Source organism: Lacibacter sediminis (assembly GCF_014168535.1).
Classification (GTDB): Bacteria; Bacteroidota; Bacteroidia; order Chitinophagales; family Chitinophagaceae; genus Lacibacter; species Lacibacter sediminis.
The window spans coordinates 4,216,841-4,232,834 of record NZ_CP060007.1; the positions used below are offsets into that span (position 1 = coordinate 4,216,841).

The 15,994-nt window shown below is 39.8% G+C and carries 17 protein-coding genes; 10 read left to right on the forward strand and 7 right to left on the reverse strand.

Annotation, left to right across the window (positions count from 1 at the left end):
- Window positions 1–61 precede the first annotated feature (61 nt).
- Window positions 62–1,105 carry a gliding motility lipoprotein GldB gene (gene gldB / locus H4075_RS17925; protein ID WP_182802194.1) on the forward strand — a complete coding sequence of 348 codons (1,044 nt, stop codon included), beginning with the start codon at window positions 62–64 and terminating at the stop codon, window positions 1,103–1,105.
- Here the strand turns inward: gldB and H4075_RS17930 are convergent.
- Together H4075_RS17930 and apaG are read right to left on the reverse strand one after the other, a co-directional pair.
- On the reverse strand, window positions 1,102–2,184 hold the full coding sequence (locus H4075_RS17930) for a fatty acid desaturase family protein (protein WP_182802195.1): 1,083 nt from the start codon (window positions 2,182–2,184) through the stop codon (window positions 1,102–1,104). The two genes, gldB and H4075_RS17930, sit on opposite strands and share 4 nt — an antisense overlap.
- A 113-nt stretch (window positions 2,185–2,297) precedes the next feature.
- Complete coding sequence (gene apaG, locus H4075_RS17935; RefSeq protein WP_182802196.1) at window positions 2,298–2,684, reverse strand: Co2+/Mg2+ efflux protein ApaG; 387 nt, start codon at window positions 2,682–2,684, stop codon at window positions 2,298–2,300.
- A gap of 87 nt (window positions 2,685–2,771) precedes the next feature.
- On the opposite strand from apaG, the gene H4075_RS17940 reads away from it, so the two are divergent.
- On the forward strand, window positions 2,772–3,011 hold the full coding sequence (locus H4075_RS17940; protein WP_182802197.1) for a (4Fe-4S)-binding protein: 240 nt from the start codon (window positions 2,772–2,774) through the stop codon (window positions 3,009–3,011).
- A gap of 3 nt (window positions 3,012–3,014) precedes the next feature.
- On the opposite strand, the gene H4075_RS17945 is transcribed toward H4075_RS17940, so the two are convergent.
- From H4075_RS17945 to H4075_RS17960, 4 genes are all read right to left on the reverse strand, one after another.
- Window positions 3,015–3,263, reverse strand: coding sequence for a hypothetical protein (locus tag H4075_RS17945; RefSeq protein WP_182802198.1), 249 nt, complete (start codon window positions 3,261–3,263; stop codon window positions 3,015–3,017).
- A 74-nt stretch (window positions 3,264–3,337) separates the two neighbouring features.
- The gene (locus tag H4075_RS17950) at window positions 3,338–3,685 is read right to left on the reverse strand and encodes a translation initiation factor (RefSeq protein ID WP_182802199.1); all 348 of its coding nucleotides are present in this window, start codon (window positions 3,683–3,685) and stop codon (window positions 3,338–3,340) included.
- 10 nt (window positions 3,686–3,695) lie between these two features.
- Window positions 3,696–4,571: a carboxylating nicotinate-nucleotide diphosphorylase gene (nadC, locus tag H4075_RS17955; RefSeq protein ID WP_255460227.1), complete on the reverse strand. Its 876-nt coding sequence runs from the start codon at window positions 4,569–4,571 to the stop codon at window positions 3,696–3,698.
- A 78-nt stretch (window positions 4,572–4,649) separates the two neighbouring features.
- On the reverse strand, window positions 4,650–5,039 hold the full coding sequence (locus tag H4075_RS17960) for a DUF4783 domain-containing protein (protein WP_182802200.1): 390 nt from the start codon (window positions 5,037–5,039) through the stop codon (window positions 4,650–4,652).
- Between the two features lie 130 nt (window positions 5,040–5,169).
- Here H4075_RS17960 and gpmI point away from each other — a divergent pair, with 130 nt between their 5' ends.
- From gpmI to uvrC, 8 genes are all read left to right on the forward strand, one after another.
- A complete protein-coding gene (gene gpmI, locus H4075_RS17965) occupies window positions 5,170–6,690 on the forward strand; it encodes a 2,3-bisphosphoglycerate-independent phosphoglycerate mutase (RefSeq protein WP_182802201.1) in 1,521 nt (506 codons plus the stop codon).
- Entirely contained in the window at window positions 6,690–7,187 is a 498-nt protein-coding gene (locus H4075_RS17970; RefSeq protein ID WP_182802202.1) for a hypothetical protein, read from the forward strand. The genes gpmI and H4075_RS17970 overlap by 1 nt, the downstream gene beginning before the upstream one ends.
- Window positions 7,188–7,288: 101 nt before the next feature.
- Entirely contained in the window at window positions 7,289–9,571 is a 2,283-nt protein-coding gene (locus tag H4075_RS17975; protein WP_182802203.1) for a TonB-dependent receptor, read from the forward strand.
- 11 nt (window positions 9,572–9,582) lie between these two features.
- The gene (locus H4075_RS17980) at window positions 9,583–10,140 is read left to right on the forward strand and encodes a PepSY-associated TM helix domain-containing protein (RefSeq protein ID WP_182802204.1); all 558 of its coding nucleotides are present in this window, start codon (window positions 9,583–9,585) and stop codon (window positions 10,138–10,140) included.
- Window positions 10,141–10,244: 104 nt separating this feature from the next.
- Window positions 10,245–10,829 carry an RNA polymerase sigma factor gene (locus tag H4075_RS17985; protein ID WP_182802205.1) on the forward strand — a complete coding sequence of 195 codons (585 nt, stop codon included), beginning with the start codon at window positions 10,245–10,247 and terminating at the stop codon, window positions 10,827–10,829.
- Window positions 10,830–10,859: 30 nt separating this feature from the next.
- On the forward strand, window positions 10,860–12,206 hold the full coding sequence (locus H4075_RS17990) for a porin family protein (RefSeq protein WP_182802206.1): 1,347 nt from the start codon (window positions 10,860–10,862) through the stop codon (window positions 12,204–12,206).
- A 58-nt stretch (window positions 12,207–12,264) separates the two neighbouring features.
- Window positions 12,265–12,837, forward strand: a complete 573-nt coding sequence (locus tag H4075_RS17995; protein ID WP_182802207.1) for a hypothetical protein — start codon at window positions 12,265–12,267, stop codon at window positions 12,835–12,837.
- A gap of 2 nt (window positions 12,838–12,839) precedes the next feature.
- Window positions 12,840–14,654, forward strand: coding sequence for an excinuclease ABC subunit UvrC (gene uvrC / locus H4075_RS18000; RefSeq protein ID WP_182802208.1), 1,815 nt, complete (start codon window positions 12,840–12,842; stop codon window positions 14,652–14,654).
- A 261-nt stretch (window positions 14,655–14,915) separates the two neighbouring features.
- On the opposite strand, the gene porN is transcribed toward uvrC, so the two are convergent.
- Entirely contained in the window at window positions 14,916–15,989 is a 1,074-nt protein-coding gene (gene porN, locus H4075_RS18005; RefSeq protein WP_182802209.1) for a type IX secretion system ring subunit PorN/GldN, read from the reverse strand.
- Between the last annotated feature and the right edge of the window lie 5 nt (window positions 15,990–15,994).

Below are 15,994 nucleotides of genomic sequence, written 5' to 3' on the forward strand. Positions count from 1 at the left end.
TTCACGAATTTCAGCCACAGAACCGCACAACAATCATATGAATATTCCGTTAGTCAACAGCATGAAAAACTTGATTACCCTTTTTCTTATTGTATCACTTGTTGCCTGTAATGATGAAACCAATGCGCCCGATGTTTCGGGTATTAAGGTTGATCTGAAGGTAGAACGATTTGAGCAGGACTTCTTTGCCATCGACAGTAATGCCACCAAGCAAGGTCTCTCGCAATTGCAGCAAAAGTATCCAACGTTTTTACCACTGTTCATTAATCATGTACTGGGACTTGGGCCGGTAGTTGACAGCAACAGTCTCGCATTTGAAGGGAGTAAACGCTTTCTTCATCTCAACAAACCGGTGTATGATGAATCGCAGAAATTATATAAAAATTTCAGCAGCACAGCCGAAGAATTAATCGAGGGCTTTCGGTATGTGAAGCATTGTTTTCCTTCCTATCAAATTCCAACGATCATTACAACTGTTGGACCAATGGATGCATTGGCCCCCATGAGTAACAATGAGCCAAGCCCTAATTACCTGGGAGAAAATTTCCTGGCAATCGGTCTGCAATTTTATTTAGGAAAAGACTATGCTATCTATAATGATCAGGGGTACATCAGCAGTATTGCACCCCAATACCGCAGCCGCCGTTTCAGCAAAGAGTTTATTGCAAGTGATGTATTTACATTAGTGATCGATGATCTTTATCCTGACAGCAGCAACCGCTATCCGCTGATTGAACGTTTTGTAGAAAAAGGAAAACGGTTGTACCTGTTGAATCAATTCCTGCCAAACAGTAACGATACATTGTTGATCGGTTATACAGGAAAGCAACTCGACTGGTGTAAAGACAATGAACGTAGCGTTTACAACTTCTTCATCCAGCAAAATCTGCTGTATGAAATTGATCCTTCACGTGTCCAGAATTTTATTACTGATGGGCCAACAACACAAGGAATGCCTGAACAAAGTCCGGGCAATATCGGCGCCTTTCTGGGATGGGAGATCGTAAAATCTTACATGAAGAAAAACCCTGCAGTTACATTACCACAGTTGATGAAAACATCAAACAAGACAATCTTTAATGAATCGGATTACAAACCGCATTAAGCTGTTTGTGGTGGACGTCCCATCTGTTTCATCATCCGGAAGTGAGAGACAATAGCTGCCCGCATTGTTTTGATTGAATTGTATGGCAGCTTGTATTCTTTACACTTCTGCTCAACTATTTTGCTGATAGCAGGGTAATGAATATGGCTGATACGTGGAAACAGGTGATGCTCTACCTGGTAATTCAAACCACCGGCAAACCATGAAACAATTTTATTACGGGGAGCAAAGTTTGAAGTTGTTTTTATCTGGTGTACTGCCCATTCGTTTTCAATAAGCAGAGCTTCGTTAGGTCCGGCATATTCAAATTCTGTTTCTTCCACCACATGTGCTAACTGGAACACAATCGCCAATACAAAACCAAGCACTATTTCCATTACAAGATAACCAACCAGCCAAGGCACAAAACCAACCACCATAATTGGCAAAGCGATATAGAAAAAAGCGTATAACAATTTACTCACCCAAAAAACAACATGATCATTCACGCTCATTTTCTGCATGGGTGTATTGTTCACTTTCTTTTTGAAGTACTTATCAAAATCAAGATAAGCTGCCCATGCCAACGAAGAAATAGCATAAAGAAATACAACGTAGATGTGTTGATACTTATGTGCAGGTTTCCATATTTGTGATTGACATTGGCGCATCAACGGGCTTCGTGCAATATCATCGTCTACTCCATCTACGTTTGTATACGTGTGATGAATGATGTTATGTTTGAACTTCCAGATGAATGCATTTCCACCTAAGGCATTTATGGTATAGCCCAATAAGCTGTTTACCCATTTTTTACTGCTGTAACTACCATGATTCGCATCATGCATTACATTAAAGCCGATGCTTGCAAACACAATACCCAACACGCCGCATAAAAGCAACGATACCCAAACGGGCATCGATACAGTTAATAACAATATGTAAATGAGTAAAGCTGCAGGAATTAAAACGATTGTTTTAAGATAGAGCTTGAAATTGCCTGTTTTTCGTGTATTTGTTTGCGAAAAATAATTCTCTACCGCTTGCTTGAGATCAGAAAAGAAAACCGAATTTCTGTTGTTGAAAGTAACTTTTGCCATTGAAAAAAGCTGCTTTATAAAACCAAAAATGCAGCACACGAAGATACATCAAAAAAACAAGGAAATATTTTTGTGGAAGGCTCTAATCGGCTTATTCCTGTTAAAGTAAACAGTTAATTGTTCTTAAAAGGCGCAATCATCTCAAACATTGGGATGTTTACCTTGAATTGTTTTTTTGTATGCAGGTTCTCCATACTGTAGTTACCCTCCATTTTACCCATTTCGGTTTTGAGGTTGCAACCACTCACATATTGATATTGATCGCCGGGAAGAATAACCGGCTGTACACCTACCACTCCTTCACCATCAATTTCTTTGTAAGAACCATTGCTGTCGAAGATATTCCAATGACGTTGGGTAAGCTTTACGGGGAAGGTATTGTTGTTTTCAATGGTAATTCGATAGGCAAACATAAATTCAGCAGCAACCGGATCGCTATATTCAGGTTGGTAGTATGTTTCCACACTTACTTTTACGCCTTCTGAAATTTTGAAAACCATATCTTAATTTGCTATAAAAATAATCGAATTTTAGAGAACTGCAGCCATTGACTTGATGAATGGTGCAAAAAACAACCGACATACACGATGCCAAAGTCAACACACAAGTACACGAACAGAGAAGTAACGATTGTTTGGAAACCCGATACCTGCATCCATTCCACTCTTTGCTGGAAAGGGCTAAACGAAGTATTTAATCCGAAAAAAAGGCCATGGATCGAGCCAAATGGAGCAAAAACTGAACAAATTATTGAGCAGGTACGTAAATGCCCAAGCGGTGCATTGAGTTTTTATATGAATGATGCAGAAGATGCCGAAAAGGAATGAATGTTACTTATCGAACCACCAACCCATATTGGTTTTGCTCAATAGCCAGGTAACAGACATCCCTGCAACCAATACAGAAGAAACAACCATTAAAATGATGGCCCGCTTTTTCTTACGGCGGCGGCTGGTTGAGCCTGAGCTATCATAAAAAAGAAAAAAGCTCCAGATCAATGCTCCAAAAGCAAGAAAGAAAAAGAACTTAAAGAGTTCTAGTCTTGCGGTATATGCACCTAAAAGAATGAATGATAACACGGGTTAGATGGTTTAGTTGGCTTATAGTTACTGTGTAAAAATAAATAAATCTCTGCTTGCTTTAGCAGAAAACGTCAGCCAGCCTTTTTTGTTTTACTATAGCCGTTTTTCAGCAGGTATTGCACTATTTTATCACGATGGTCGCCCTGCACAATAATTTCACCATCCTTTACTGATCCACCACTGCCACATTGGTTTTTCAATTGCTTGCCCAGCTTTTCAGCATCTTCATCTGTTCCAACAAAACCATAAACAAGAGTGACTGTTTTGCCCGCCCTGTGTTTTGTTTCCAGTTTAACACGAAGATTTTGTTGTGCCGGTGGCAAAGTTTCCTGAGCCTGTTGTTCCTCGTCTTCGAAACGGAAATTGGGATCAGTGCTAAAAACGAAACCGCTTTTATCGGGTTTAAATTTCTTACTCATGGTTTTTCGTTTACTGTTCAACAACTGCTTTTAAACTCAAATCAAGACTGCGTGCCTGGTGAATGAGAGCACCCACACTCACATAATCAACACCTGTTGCAGCATAAGCTTGAATATTTGAAAGATTTATTCCTCCGCTCGCTTCTGTTTCAATTTGTTCTCCAATTAATTCTACTGCTTCTTTTAACTGTTCTGGTGTAAAGTTATCTAACATTATGCGGTTCACTTTACCTGTTGCCAATACTTTTTTCACATCAGCCAGGTTTCTTGTTTCCACTTCAATTTTCAAACCCGGTTTTACCTGTTGCACATAGTTGTATGCTTTGTCAATTGCAGCTTCAATGCCTCCGCAATAATCAATGTGATTATCCTTCAGCATGATCATATCATACAACGCAAAACGGTGATTATATCCACCACCAATGGCTACTGCTTCTTTTTCGAGCAGGCGAAAGTTAGGTGTTGTTTTACGTGTATCGAGGATGCGTGTTTTGTAACCAATCAACTTATCGGAATATGTTTTTGTGAGGGTTGCAATACCGCTCATACGTTGCATACAGTTCAATACAAGACGTTCGCATTGGAGAATTGTGTGAACAGTTGCTTCCACTTCAAAAGCTGTTTCGCCAAACTCCATCGCATCGCCATCTTTTTTGTAGGGATGAAAAACAATATCCGGTTGCTGAAAACGAAAAACAGCTTCTGCTACTTTCATACCGGCAAGCACACCGGCCTCTTTTATTTTCAATACTGCTTTCCCTTTTACTTCTGGTGAAATGCAACTGAGTGTTGAATGATCTCCTTCACCAATATCTTCTTTTAATGCCGAAGCAATGAGCCGTTGCAACAGTTCATCATAGTTTGCTACCATAACGCAAACGTACATGAAATTTTTGTTCACTGTTATGCACGAAAAAGCCCTCCGCCAATCGGAGGGCTCATCGTACTTATCTTTCCCGTTTGCTTAATTTTTTTGTTCAAACTCCACACCCTGTATCAACTGCTTATCACCTTTTGTACGCATATAAACTGTAGTGCGGTAAGTACCGCCTGCAGTTGTTAAGGTACCAATGATAAAGTTTGAAGAAGGGTTGCTTCCTGAGTGTTGTAATTCGAAATTCTTCACCTTATTCAGGTTAAAGAAATCTTTGATCACAAGCTCAGCTTGCCCTTTACTGAATGCATTGCTTTTGCCGGGCACAGTTACGTCAATTGTATTATCGAAGTACTTCGACATTTTTTCAACGTTGCCGGTTTTCAGGGCTACAACGATATCATCTTTCTGTGTAAACGAAACCGTTAGCACAGCAAGGAGAAAAAGGATGGTTATTTGTAAAAAGTAATATTTTTTCATTTCGTTAGGTTTGATTCATTTATTACGAAAAACATGCCATAAACCCACTTAACAGACGGATAAAGATACTCATCGGTTGCCTGCTTTCGTAATCGAATGATTTTGACCCAAATAAAGTAATTTTGGCCGTATGACAAAGAAAAAAGCAATCCTTGTAATAATGGATGGTTGGGGCCTCGGGCAGGTACCCGCCGCAGATGCAATCCAAAACGCCAATGTGCCGTTTGTGAGTAGTCTTTACAGCCAATATCCCAATACCACCCTTGTTACCTGTGGCGAAGCCGTTGGTTTACCCGATGGACAGATGGGTAACAGCGAAGTAGGTCACCTGAATCTTGGAGCGGGCCGGATCGTTTACCAGGAACTTCAGCGTATTCATGTTGCCGTTCGAAGTGGTGAGTTTGCAGGTAACAAAACCCTCAATGACAGTATTGATTACGCCATCAACAATAAAAAAGCATTACACATAATTGGGTTGGTGAGCGATGGCGGTGTGCATTCGCATACAAGTCACCTGAAAGCCATTACAACGTTATGTAAAGAAAAAGGATTCAGCAATGTATTCGTCCATGCATTTACTGATGGTCGTGATACAGATCCAAAAAGTGGTTTAGCTTATTTAACCGATGTACAAAATCATCTTACGGCAACTACAGGCGTTATCGCTTCTGTTACCGGCCGCTATTATGCCATGGACCGTGACAAACGTTGGGAACGTGTAAAGCTGGCCTATGATGCATTGGTGAACGGTGTTGGTGAAAAAACATCTGATGTGTTGAAAGCGGTTGCAGCATCATATGAAAGCGGTGTAACAGATGAGTTCATGAAACCAATCATTAATGCTGATGCAGCTAACTCTTCTATCAAAGATGGTGATGTGGTAATTTGTTTCAATTTCCGTACAGATCGTTGTCGTGAAATAACACAGGTGTTAACACAAATTGATATGCCTGAGTTTAACATGAAGAAACTCGATCTCCATTATACCACGATGACGGAGTATGATAAAACATACAAGAACGTTCATGTGATATTTGAAACTGATAACCTCAGCAAAACATTGGGTGAAGTATTAGAAGAACATGAACGCACACAGATACGTATTGCCGAAACAGAAAAATATCCGCATGTAAGTTTCTTCTTTAGTGGTGGAAGGGAAAAACCTTTTGAGGGAGAAAAACGAATTATGATTCCCTCGCCAAAAGTAGCAACCTATGATCTGCAACCGGAGATGAGTGCGCTTGAAGTAACGGATGCTATTGTTCCGGAGATTGAAGATGAAACAGCCGATTTTATTTGTCTGAATTATGCCAATGCTGATATGGTTGGGCATACAGGTATTTTTCCTGCAGCAATAAAAGCCGTTGAAACAGTTGATGCTTGTGTGAAGCGTGTGGTTACTGCAGCGTTGAATCACGGCTATACTGTGTTTCTTACAGCCGATCATGGTAATGCTGATTACATGATCAATGAAGATGGTACGCCTAATACAGCACATACACTTAATCCGGTTCCTTTGTTTGTGATCGACCGTTCATGGAAAGGAACCGTGAAAGCCGGGAAATTGGGAGATATTGCACCATCCATTCTTTCAATGATGGGCTTGCCGGTGCCAAAAGAAATGACCGGCGATGTATTGATCGATCAATAATGCAATTCATCAGAACGATAACAGCAATCTGTTTACTCATTGGCTTCAGTTTGCCTATGTTATCGCCTGTTGTGTTACAACTCAAACAACTTCATGTACAACACGAGATGCTGGAGAAACTGGAAAAACAGCAACTCATCAGCATACGTGTGAAAGCAGCTACCGTTCAATGGGTAAAGCCAAAAAAAGAATGTGTGCTTGGAACTGAAATGTTTGATGTAAAGAAGATCGTGGTTGATGGAGATGATCTTGTTCTTACCGGATTGTATGATGCAAAAGAAAAAGAGTTGAAGCGAATGATCCGTCAGCAATCGGAACAGCAATCGAAGCAATCAAAACAAACAGTACAGTTATTCTCCGCCTTAGCACTACCGGTTGAAGCAGCTAACGTTTTTTTATATACTGCCGGAACAGATCTACCCAAAAGCCTGTTCCGGCAATCTTTTTATCACTCTCCTTTCCTGGGGTTTCATACTCCCCCGCCACGATTCATATAAATACCTTTAATCTATAGATTTTGAAAATGAACCTGCAATAAGATGCATCACACAATCTTGTTGTCAGGTAATTGGTATTTATATCTTATCAAACCAAACGAATGAGAAAAATAGTATTTGCTTTCCTGGCAAGTATGGCCGGTTTGTGGGCGCAGGCGCAGGAAACAGTAAAAGATAGTGTATCAAAAGAATTATCGGAAGTGGTGATCAGTGCCAGCAAGTTTCCTGAAAAGAAATTAAATATTGCGCAACGGATTGATGTCATCAGTTCAAAATACATCAGCAGAGTTAATGCACAGAATACCGGTGATCTATTGATCAACACTGGAAATGTTTTTGTACAAAAAAGTCAGCAAGGCGGCAGCAGCCCGGTTATCCGTGGCTTTGAAGCAAGCCGTGTTTTACTTGTTGTAGATGGCGTAAGATTAAACAATCTTATTTATCGAGCAGGACATTTGCAAAACGCTATAACGGTTGATCAGAACATGCTGAGCAGTATGGAAGTATTGTATGGCCCGGCATCAACTATTTATGGCAGTGATGCGTTGGGCGGTGTTGTGCATTTTCGTACCAAAGCACCCGTACTTGCAACTAATGATAAAAAAACAGTATTGAAAGGAAGTGGCTTTGCACGTTACAGTTCTGCTAACAATGAAAAAACAATTCATACAGATATAAATCTTGGCTGGAAAAAATTCGCCTGGTTACAATCTTATACCTACAGCGATTTTGGCGACATGAAGATGGGGAAAAATTATCCTGATGATTATCCCACTTTCGGCAGAAGAGATTCTTTTATGACTCGTATTAATGGAATTGATTCTGTTGTAAAAAATCCTGATCCGCAGGTACAGAAATTTTCCGGTTACAAGCAATGGGATCTGTTGCAGAAGTTGTTGTTTAAACAATCAGACAAGGTATCGCATGCGTTGAATGTGCAATATTCAAACACAAACAATGTTCCCCGTTATGATCGTTTACAGGATAAACGTAACGGCACATTGCGCTATGCTGAATGGTATTATGGGCCACAGGAACGTCTGCTCACCTCTTATGAAGTAAGTATTGGTAAAACAGGTTGGTTCGATAATATTAATCTCAATGTAAACTACCAGGCTATTGAAGAAAGCCGTTACACAAGAGATTATCGTCGTTACGATCGTTTAGATGGAAGAGTGGAAAATGTACAGGTAGCGGGCTTTGTTTTAGATACACGTAAGATTTGGGGCGGTAATGAACTAACGTTGGGTGCAGACGGGCAGTTCAATACACTGAAGTCAACTGCATCAAGAGTAAATATCAATACCGGTGCATCAACTAAACTCGATACAAGATATCCGAACGGAGATAATACACAGTTGAATGCCGGTTTGTTTGCACAGCATGTATTCAAATTCAAAAACAAAAAGTTTGTTTTAAATGATGGTTTACGTGTACAAACAATTCGTCTTCGTTCAACCATTGCTGACAACTCATTTTTTAATCTGCCTTTTACCGAGATCAATCAAAACAATACGACAGTTACAGGTAATATCGGTTTGGTGTATTTGCCGGTAGCCGGTTCTAAGTTGAGTGTAAATGCAGCAAGTGGTTTTCGTGCACCAAATGTTGATGATCTTGCAAAGATTTTCGAATCAGCCACAAGTCCTGCGATCAGGCAATTAGTTGTTCCGAACCCTGACATCAAACCGGAACGTACTTACAATATTGATCTCGGTCTTAGTCAGAATTTCGGAAAGAATATTCGTATTGAAGTAAGTACTTTTTATACCTGGTTCCGTAATGCATTAGTGAAAGCGCCATTCCGTTTAAATGGACAGGACTCTGTGATGTATAACGGTGTATTAAGCCAGGTGCTTGCCAATACAAATGCAAACAAAGCCTACTTGTATGGTTTCTCTGCAGGCTTTTATGCAACTGTTGCAAAGTATCTCACCTTCAGCAGCCAGATCAATTTTACAAGAGGCCGTTTCGAAACGGACGATACAAAAAACTCATCTGTGTATGAGAAACAAAGCAATGGCAGTTATGCATTGGTGAGTAAAAAAGTTTCATCCAAACCACTTGATCATATTCCACCCGTGTTTGGCAAAACAAGTATCAGCTATCAAAGAGATAAGGTGATGGCAGAACTGTTTGCCTTATACAACGGCTGGAAAAAACTTGATCAATACAATGCTGATGGAGAAGACAATGCGCAATACGCAACTGCAGAGGGTATGCCGGGTTGGGTTGCATTTAATCTTCGTACGTCGTACTATTTTAAAGCTGTTACCTTACAGTTTTCAATAGAAAATATCTTCGATCGTAACTATCGAAATTTTGCTTCCGGCTTTTCTGCACCCGGCAGAAATTTCATTGTTGCAGCAAGAGTAGAATTTTAAATCAACAAGATATGTCCCGGAAAATTGTAAAAAGAACAAGGTGGTATAGAAAGATTCATCGTTGGATCGCATCTGGGCTTTTCGTTTTTTTCTTCTTCATTGCTGCAACCGGCCTGTTGCTTGGCTGGAAGAAAAACAGCAATGGTTATCTCTTAGCTGATTCGCAGAAAGGTGTAAGCACTAACCCTAAAGATTGGCTTACGGTCGATTCGCTCCGTTCCATTGCTTTTAAAATCTATGGCGATAGTACTCAGGCTGTAAATAAGCCAACTGTTGAACGTATAGATATCAGGCCATCGAAAGGAATGGTGAAGTTTGTATTCAGCGAAAAATACCTGGCCGTTCAACTTGATTGTTCAACAGGCAAGCTGCTGCATTTCGAACGGAGACGAGCCGATTTCATTGAACATCTTCATGACGGAACCATTCTTGATAATCTATTCAAAACTAACGGCGGAATATTTAAGCTCTCCTACACCACCATCATGGGTGTAAGTCTACTAATCCTTACTATTACCGGGTTCTGGCTTTGGTATAACCCCAAACGGATCAAGCAAAAGAAACAGTAAAAAGCTGTTTTTTATATACTGCTGCTTCCCTGTTTTTTTTGACAGGAAAGCAGCAGTATTTCCAAATAATTTGTCTAAATTGAGGGTTGCAAACCCATCTGTGAATGACTGAGGAAGCACTCTTACAAGCATGTCTGAAAAATCAACCCGCCGCACAGCAGGAATTATACAGTAAGTATAGTCCTAAAATGTTGGCTGTTTGTTACCGTTTTGCCCGTAGCCGGGAAGATGCGGAGGATATGTTGCAGGAAGGCTTTATCAGGGTATTCACACAAATTCATCAGTTTCAAAACAAAGGCTCTTTTGAAGGTTGGATCAGGCGCATTATCGTTCACACGTGCATTAATCACATTAAAAAACACAAAAAGTTTAATGACAGTGTGGATATCAGCCAGGCACACACGTTGCAGGTAAGAGAAGACAGTGTTCCTTCGATCATTCAGGCCAAACAGGTAATTGAGTGCATCCGTATGTTGCCCATTGGTTACCGAACGGTCTTGAACCTGTTTGCGATAGACGGGTACTCGCATCGTGAAATTTCAACGATGCTGGATATTGAAGAAAGCACAAGCCGATCGCAATACACAAGAGCCAAAGCGATGCTGGAACAGATTTTAGTACAGAAAAAAATCATTTTCCGACCGCAGAAACAGGGTGAATGGGTGGCAGCAGCCCATGCTCGGTTTTAGTTATCCGTACAACCAAACCAAAAACTGATTATGGAGCGCTTTATGTACCAGGACGAATCTTTTGAACGAATGCTGAAGGACAAGGCAGACGAGTACCGAATGTACCCGTCGCAACAGTCATGGGAAAACATTCAGAAACGAATTCGCCCTAAAAACAATCTCTTCAATTTCAAATCTATTGGTTTAAGTGCTGCTCTTTTGTTAGGTTTTGCCATTTCAATTTCTGATGAGCAAACAACAAAAGATACCAACTCATCTTTCGTTACAAATTTTATGGATGACCAGGAAGTTCCTGTAACTACTGCACAATCCCAAAAGAATACAGCGAAAGTTATTCCTATTAGTGCGGCCATTCGTGTTAACCGAATTTCGACTGAGTTCCCCGAAACAATTACCACCGAGTCAGTTGAAACTCCTGTCAACGAATCAATTGCTCAACCATTCGAAATAGCTGCTTCAATTGCAACGGAAGAAGAAATGCCTTCCTTACCAAAGGCAACTGTTACAATTGAACCAAGTTCGTTGAAACCATCAGCACCTGCTATTATCAATACGGTTGAAGAAAAAACAATCGATATTGTACCAAACGAATCATCCATTTCTGTTGAACCAGATCCGGGTGAAGCAAATCTAAGTGCCAATTTAGATTTGCCGGTGATTACAGTTCCAAAGCCAAAAAGACAATTACAGTTTTATATAGCATCTTCTGCCAGCTATCGTGTGTTATATAGCGATAACAAACTCACATTTGGTAATCTTTTACAGCAAGATCCTGAAAAAGTAGCGAAGCACAGTCCATCTTTAGGTGTAGAATTTGGAACAGCCGTTCTTCTTCCACTGTCAAAAAACATCAACTTCAGAACCGGTATTCAAATCAACTATACACGTTATAATGTAGAACTTTTCAGATCAAATCCACAGGTTGCTACAGTTATAATGAATAACAATAATGGCGTGATCCAACGGGTAACTTCATTGAGTAGCCAAAACAACAGCGGTCTTTTTAAGAGCGATGAAGTGGCAAATGAAACATACCAGTTGTCAATTCCAATTGGTTTTGAATTCAGACTTGCAGGCAAACGTAAATTGCAATGGAACCTGGCAACCAATATTCAGCCTACCTATTTGCTTTCTGCTTCCGGATACCTGTTAACGAGCAACTTTGAAAAATATATTAAGGCACCTGATCTGTTAAGTAACCTTAACCTGAATACGGCACTTGAAACATTTCTCCGTTGGAATGTAAAAGATATCCAACTCCAGGCAGGCCCACAGTTGCGTTACCAGTTGTTTTCGAATTCTCAGGAAGGATACCCCATCAAAGAACACTTGGTTGATTATGGATTCCGCATCGGTATCGTTAAAACACTCAAATGATTTGAGCTGAAAACCGCTTTCTCATCTTTCCGAATATAGTTTTCGATATTTTTACAGCATGATACGTTTTCTCCTTGCTGCAGTTTCAGTTACTGCCGTGCTTACATTCAACAGCTGTAATAATCAGAAAAAAGAACCAAAAGACTATATTGATGTTTCGTCTTACCTGAAAGGACAATTAAAATATATTGATTCTGTTCCCTTCGCTTTTTTAAAAGTAGTGGTAAAGGAGGACAGCATTTTCACCGATTCACAATTCATCAGCAAAGAACAGGTAAGAGCAATCATACAACCGTTCCTGGTGAAGGAACTGGAGAAAAAGAATTTCGAGAAGAACTTTAAAGAAACTTCATTTGCTGACGCTACTATTGAAACGGTAACGATCACTTACGAAACTGAAGACGATCAGTTACCTGTATCAAGAGTTGATATTTATGTAAATCCTGAAAAGGAAATGATCAGTCAGCTCTATCTGATCCGTCATGAAACCAAAGCTGATTCAGTGATTACGCAGCAACTTCTGTGGAAGCATAATAAAAGCTTTGTATTAATCACTGCCCGTGCAAAGAAAAATGAACCTGAAAATATTGTTACAGAAAAAGTGATCTGGGACGATCGTGCAGACAATTAATCATGACCGAAGTTGAATTAAAAAAAGTACTTCCAGGCATTCCTGCTCAACCCGGCATTTACAAATATTACGATGCGGATAAAAAACTGTTGTATGTAGGCAAAGCAAAACACTTACGTAAACGTGTTTCGTCCTACTTTACAAAAACACTTCAATCATACAAAACACAGGAGCTTGTTCGCCGTATCAATAGCATTGAGTTTACAGTAGTAAATTCTGAGCAGGACGCTTTCTTTCTTGAAAATTCACTTATTAAACAGTTTCAACCTGTTTTCAATATTGATCTGAAAGATGATAAGAGTTATCCTTTTATTGTTATTAAGAACGAAGCTTTCCCTAGAGTGTTTCTTACACGCAGAAAGATAATTGATGGTTCAACTTATCTTGGTCCTTTTACTTCAGTTGCCAAAGTAAGAGACCTGATTGATTTTATACGACAGCATATACCCATCCGTAATTGCAAATTAAATCTCAGCGAAGCAAATATCAGGAAGGGCAAATTCAAAGTATGTCTTGAATATCATTTAGGTAATTGCAAAGGGCCATGTGAAGGATTACAATCAATGGAAGATTACAAGGAAGATCTTGAACAGGTAAAGAATATTCTGAAAGGAAATTTATCGCCTGTTATCCGGCATCTGAAAGAAGAAATGAAACAGTTTGCTGCTGATCTGAATTTTGAAAAAGCAGAGATCAACAGAAAGAAAATTGAACATTTGGAAAATTACCGTGCAACTTCAACAGTAGTTAATCCAAAACTTGGCGATGCTGATGTGATCTCTATTGTTGTGCAGGAAGAAAAAGCATTTCTCAATTACATGATGGTGCAGAATGGAAGTATCATTCAAACAGAAAACCTGCAGCTCGAAAGCAGGCTTGGTGAAAATGAAAAAGAAATACTTGAGTTTGCCGTGAGTTATATCCGCAATAAATTCGAAAGCCTGTCACCTGAACTTATTGTACCTGTTGAAATAGAATTACTGGATGAAGCGTTAAAGATCACTGTACCAAAAGCAGGTGAAAAGAAAAAGTTGCTGGAGCTATCTCAAAAAAACGCAGCCATCTTCTTTGAAGAATACAAACGAAAAAAAGCGTTACAGTTAACAGATAAACGAAAAGAGAATAATCTGAAAGTTGTTGAGCAGTTAAAAGATGATCTTCACTTAACACAATTGCCACTGCATATTGAATGTTTTGATAACTCTAATTTCCAGGGAGCTTACCCTGTTGCAGCAATGGTTTGTTTTAAGAATGGTGAACCAAGTAAACAAGACTACCGTAAGTTTAATATCAAAACTGTACAAGGCATCAACGACTTTGCTTCTATGAAAGAAGTGGTGATGCGCAGGTATAAACGTTTGATCGAAGAAGATAAACCATTGCCACAACTGGTGATCATTGATGGTGGTAAAGGTCAACTCTCCTCTGCAATGGAAAGCATTAAAGAACTGAAGCTTGAACATAAGGTGACAGTGGTAGGTCTTGCTAAAAACGTTGAAGAAATATTTTTCCCGGGTGATAAAGAATCATTGAAGCTTGGTTACAGCAGTGAGTCGTTGCGATTGATACGAACGATCAGGGATGAAGTGCATCGCTTCGGTATTACTTTTCACAGAGCTCAACGTAGCAAAGGTGCATTTAAAACGCAGATGGACGATATTAAAGGCATTGGAGAAGCAACCATTGAAACACTGATGAAAGAGTTTAAATCGGTTAATAATATCCGTAAGGCCTCCCTTAAAGATATTGCAGCAATTGTGGGTGAAAGCAAAGCTGTTTTGGTACAACAGGCATTAAAGCAGGAGGAGAAAGATTAGGGCAAAAAAAATGGGGCCAGGATAGAAATCCAGCCCCGTCTTTAAAATCCAATATCCTATGAAAAACCGTAACGAAGATACAAACAGTTGGTATAAAAGCAATACCTCAAAGCGGGTATTTTTAAAATTTCTCAGTATTTTTTCGGTATTATTAAATGGCCATTTTCAGGCCTAAATCCCTGTCATTCAATTTTTTTATTTCGCTTACCCACATAAAAAAACCGCCTTTAGGGCGGTTTCTTATAAATAGTTTTTAGGCGCTTAGTACGACCACAAATCCTGCTCGTAGTTAAAGATCTTATCCTTGATATTTTCACCTTCCAGTAAACGAAGGATCGGATCCTTGATGAAATCTTTTAAACGACGGTCATATGGATTGTCCATGGTTGTCTTCGTGATATAACTGCTGAACATACGGTTCTCAAACAGCTCTTCCCATGTCATACGTGCACCAAAGTTTTTACCATTGAATGCTTCGAATCTTGAGAGTACACCACGTGCATCCGGATAATAGATCCAGAACAAAGGCGACATATCAATAAATTGACCTGTTGACGTATAAATAGGTTTCACCGGGCAAATTCCAAGAATTCTTACAAACATGCGGGAAGATTCTTTATCGAACACCCACTCCTCTTTTACTCTGAACTGATAGATACTGTCAGGATCAACTTCTTTTGTACGAACCTCGTAACGTTCGATGTTACCTTGTAAATCATAAACAGGAACGGTATCAACACCACCTGAAAATGATTCCATTACAGCCTGGGGCGTTAATGGTGTAGTAAACCGATCATCAAGCGGATCGAAAGCGGTTATTTCTCTGTCTCTGATTGCTTTCAGGATGATTGAAATGAAACGTTGATTACCGTTGTCTTCATCAGCTGAATAACGGAAAGGCAGATTCATTTTTTCACGAGTGTCGATCTCTCTCCAAACACGTTGGCGATAAACCGCATCATCTTCACGAATATTCTCATAAGCCAATGGCTGACGATCTTTGATGAGGTTACGCTCAATAGAAGCATCGTTTCGGAGCGATGGCTTTATTGTATCCAAAGCAGCATTACCTGTTGATTTAACCACCACAATCGGAATATTCGCCTGTGGCTGATTAGTAGGTTGCTGTTGGTTATTATTACCATATGAAGAAGTCTGCTGCGTTGGTTGTTGCTGAGTTGGCGTTGTACCATACCCTGACGAACCATAGCCGGAAGATTGAGCTGGTGGCGTTGTTGTTTTACGTGTTGTTTTCTTCCGCTGTTGCGCAGAAACCACTCCCGAAATCATCAGGGAAGCTAACAACAAACCAACTGTAAGGCTTTTCATTTTCATGATCG

Excerpts from the sequence above, each read along its gene's own strand:
- gldB (WP_182802194.1), top strand. The coding sequence starts at position 62 with ATGAAAAACTTGATTACCCTTTTTCTTATTGTATCACTTGTTGCCTGT.
- H4075_RS17930 (WP_182802195.1), bottom strand. The coding sequence starts at position 2,184 with ATGGCAAAAGTTACTTTCAACAACAGAAATTCGGTTTTCTTTTCTGAT.
- apaG (WP_182802196.1), bottom strand. The coding sequence starts at position 2,684 with ATGGTTTTCAAAATTTCAGAAGGCGTAAAAGTAAGTGTGGAAACATAC.
- H4075_RS17940 (WP_182802197.1), top strand. The coding sequence starts at position 2,772 with ATGCCAAAGTCAACACACAAGTACACGAACAGAGAAGTAACGATTGTT.
- H4075_RS17950 (WP_182802199.1), bottom strand. The coding sequence starts at position 3,685 with ATGAGTAAGAAATTTAAACCCGATAAAAGCGGTTTCGTTTTTAGCACT.
- nadC (WP_255460227.1), bottom strand. The coding sequence starts at position 4,571 with ATGTACGTTTGCGTTATGGTAGCAAACTATGATGAACTGTTGCAACGG.
- H4075_RS17960 (WP_182802200.1), bottom strand. The coding sequence starts at position 5,039 with ATGAAAAAATATTACTTTTTACAAATAACCATCCTTTTTCTCCTTGCT.
- gpmI (WP_182802201.1), top strand. The coding sequence starts at position 5,170 with ATGACAAAGAAAAAAGCAATCCTTGTAATAATGGATGGTTGGGGCCTC.
- H4075_RS17970 (WP_182802202.1), top strand. The coding sequence starts at position 6,690 with ATGCAATTCATCAGAACGATAACAGCAATCTGTTTACTCATTGGCTTC.
- H4075_RS17975 (WP_182802203.1), top strand. The coding sequence starts at position 7,289 with ATGAGAAAAATAGTATTTGCTTTCCTGGCAAGTATGGCCGGTTTGTGG.
- H4075_RS17980 (WP_182802204.1), top strand. The coding sequence starts at position 9,583 with ATGTCCCGGAAAATTGTAAAAAGAACAAGGTGGTATAGAAAGATTCAT.
- H4075_RS17985 (WP_182802205.1), top strand. The coding sequence starts at position 10,245 with ATGACTGAGGAAGCACTCTTACAAGCATGTCTGAAAAATCAACCCGCC.
- H4075_RS17990 (WP_182802206.1), top strand. The coding sequence starts at position 10,860 with ATGGAGCGCTTTATGTACCAGGACGAATCTTTTGAACGAATGCTGAAG.
- H4075_RS17995 (WP_182802207.1), top strand. The coding sequence starts at position 12,265 with ATGATACGTTTTCTCCTTGCTGCAGTTTCAGTTACTGCCGTGCTTACA.
- uvrC (WP_182802208.1), top strand. The coding sequence starts at position 12,840 with ATGACCGAAGTTGAATTAAAAAAAGTACTTCCAGGCATTCCTGCTCAA.
- porN (WP_182802209.1), bottom strand. The coding sequence starts at position 15,989 with ATGAAAATGAAAAGCCTTACAGTTGGTTTGTTGTTAGCTTCCCTGATG.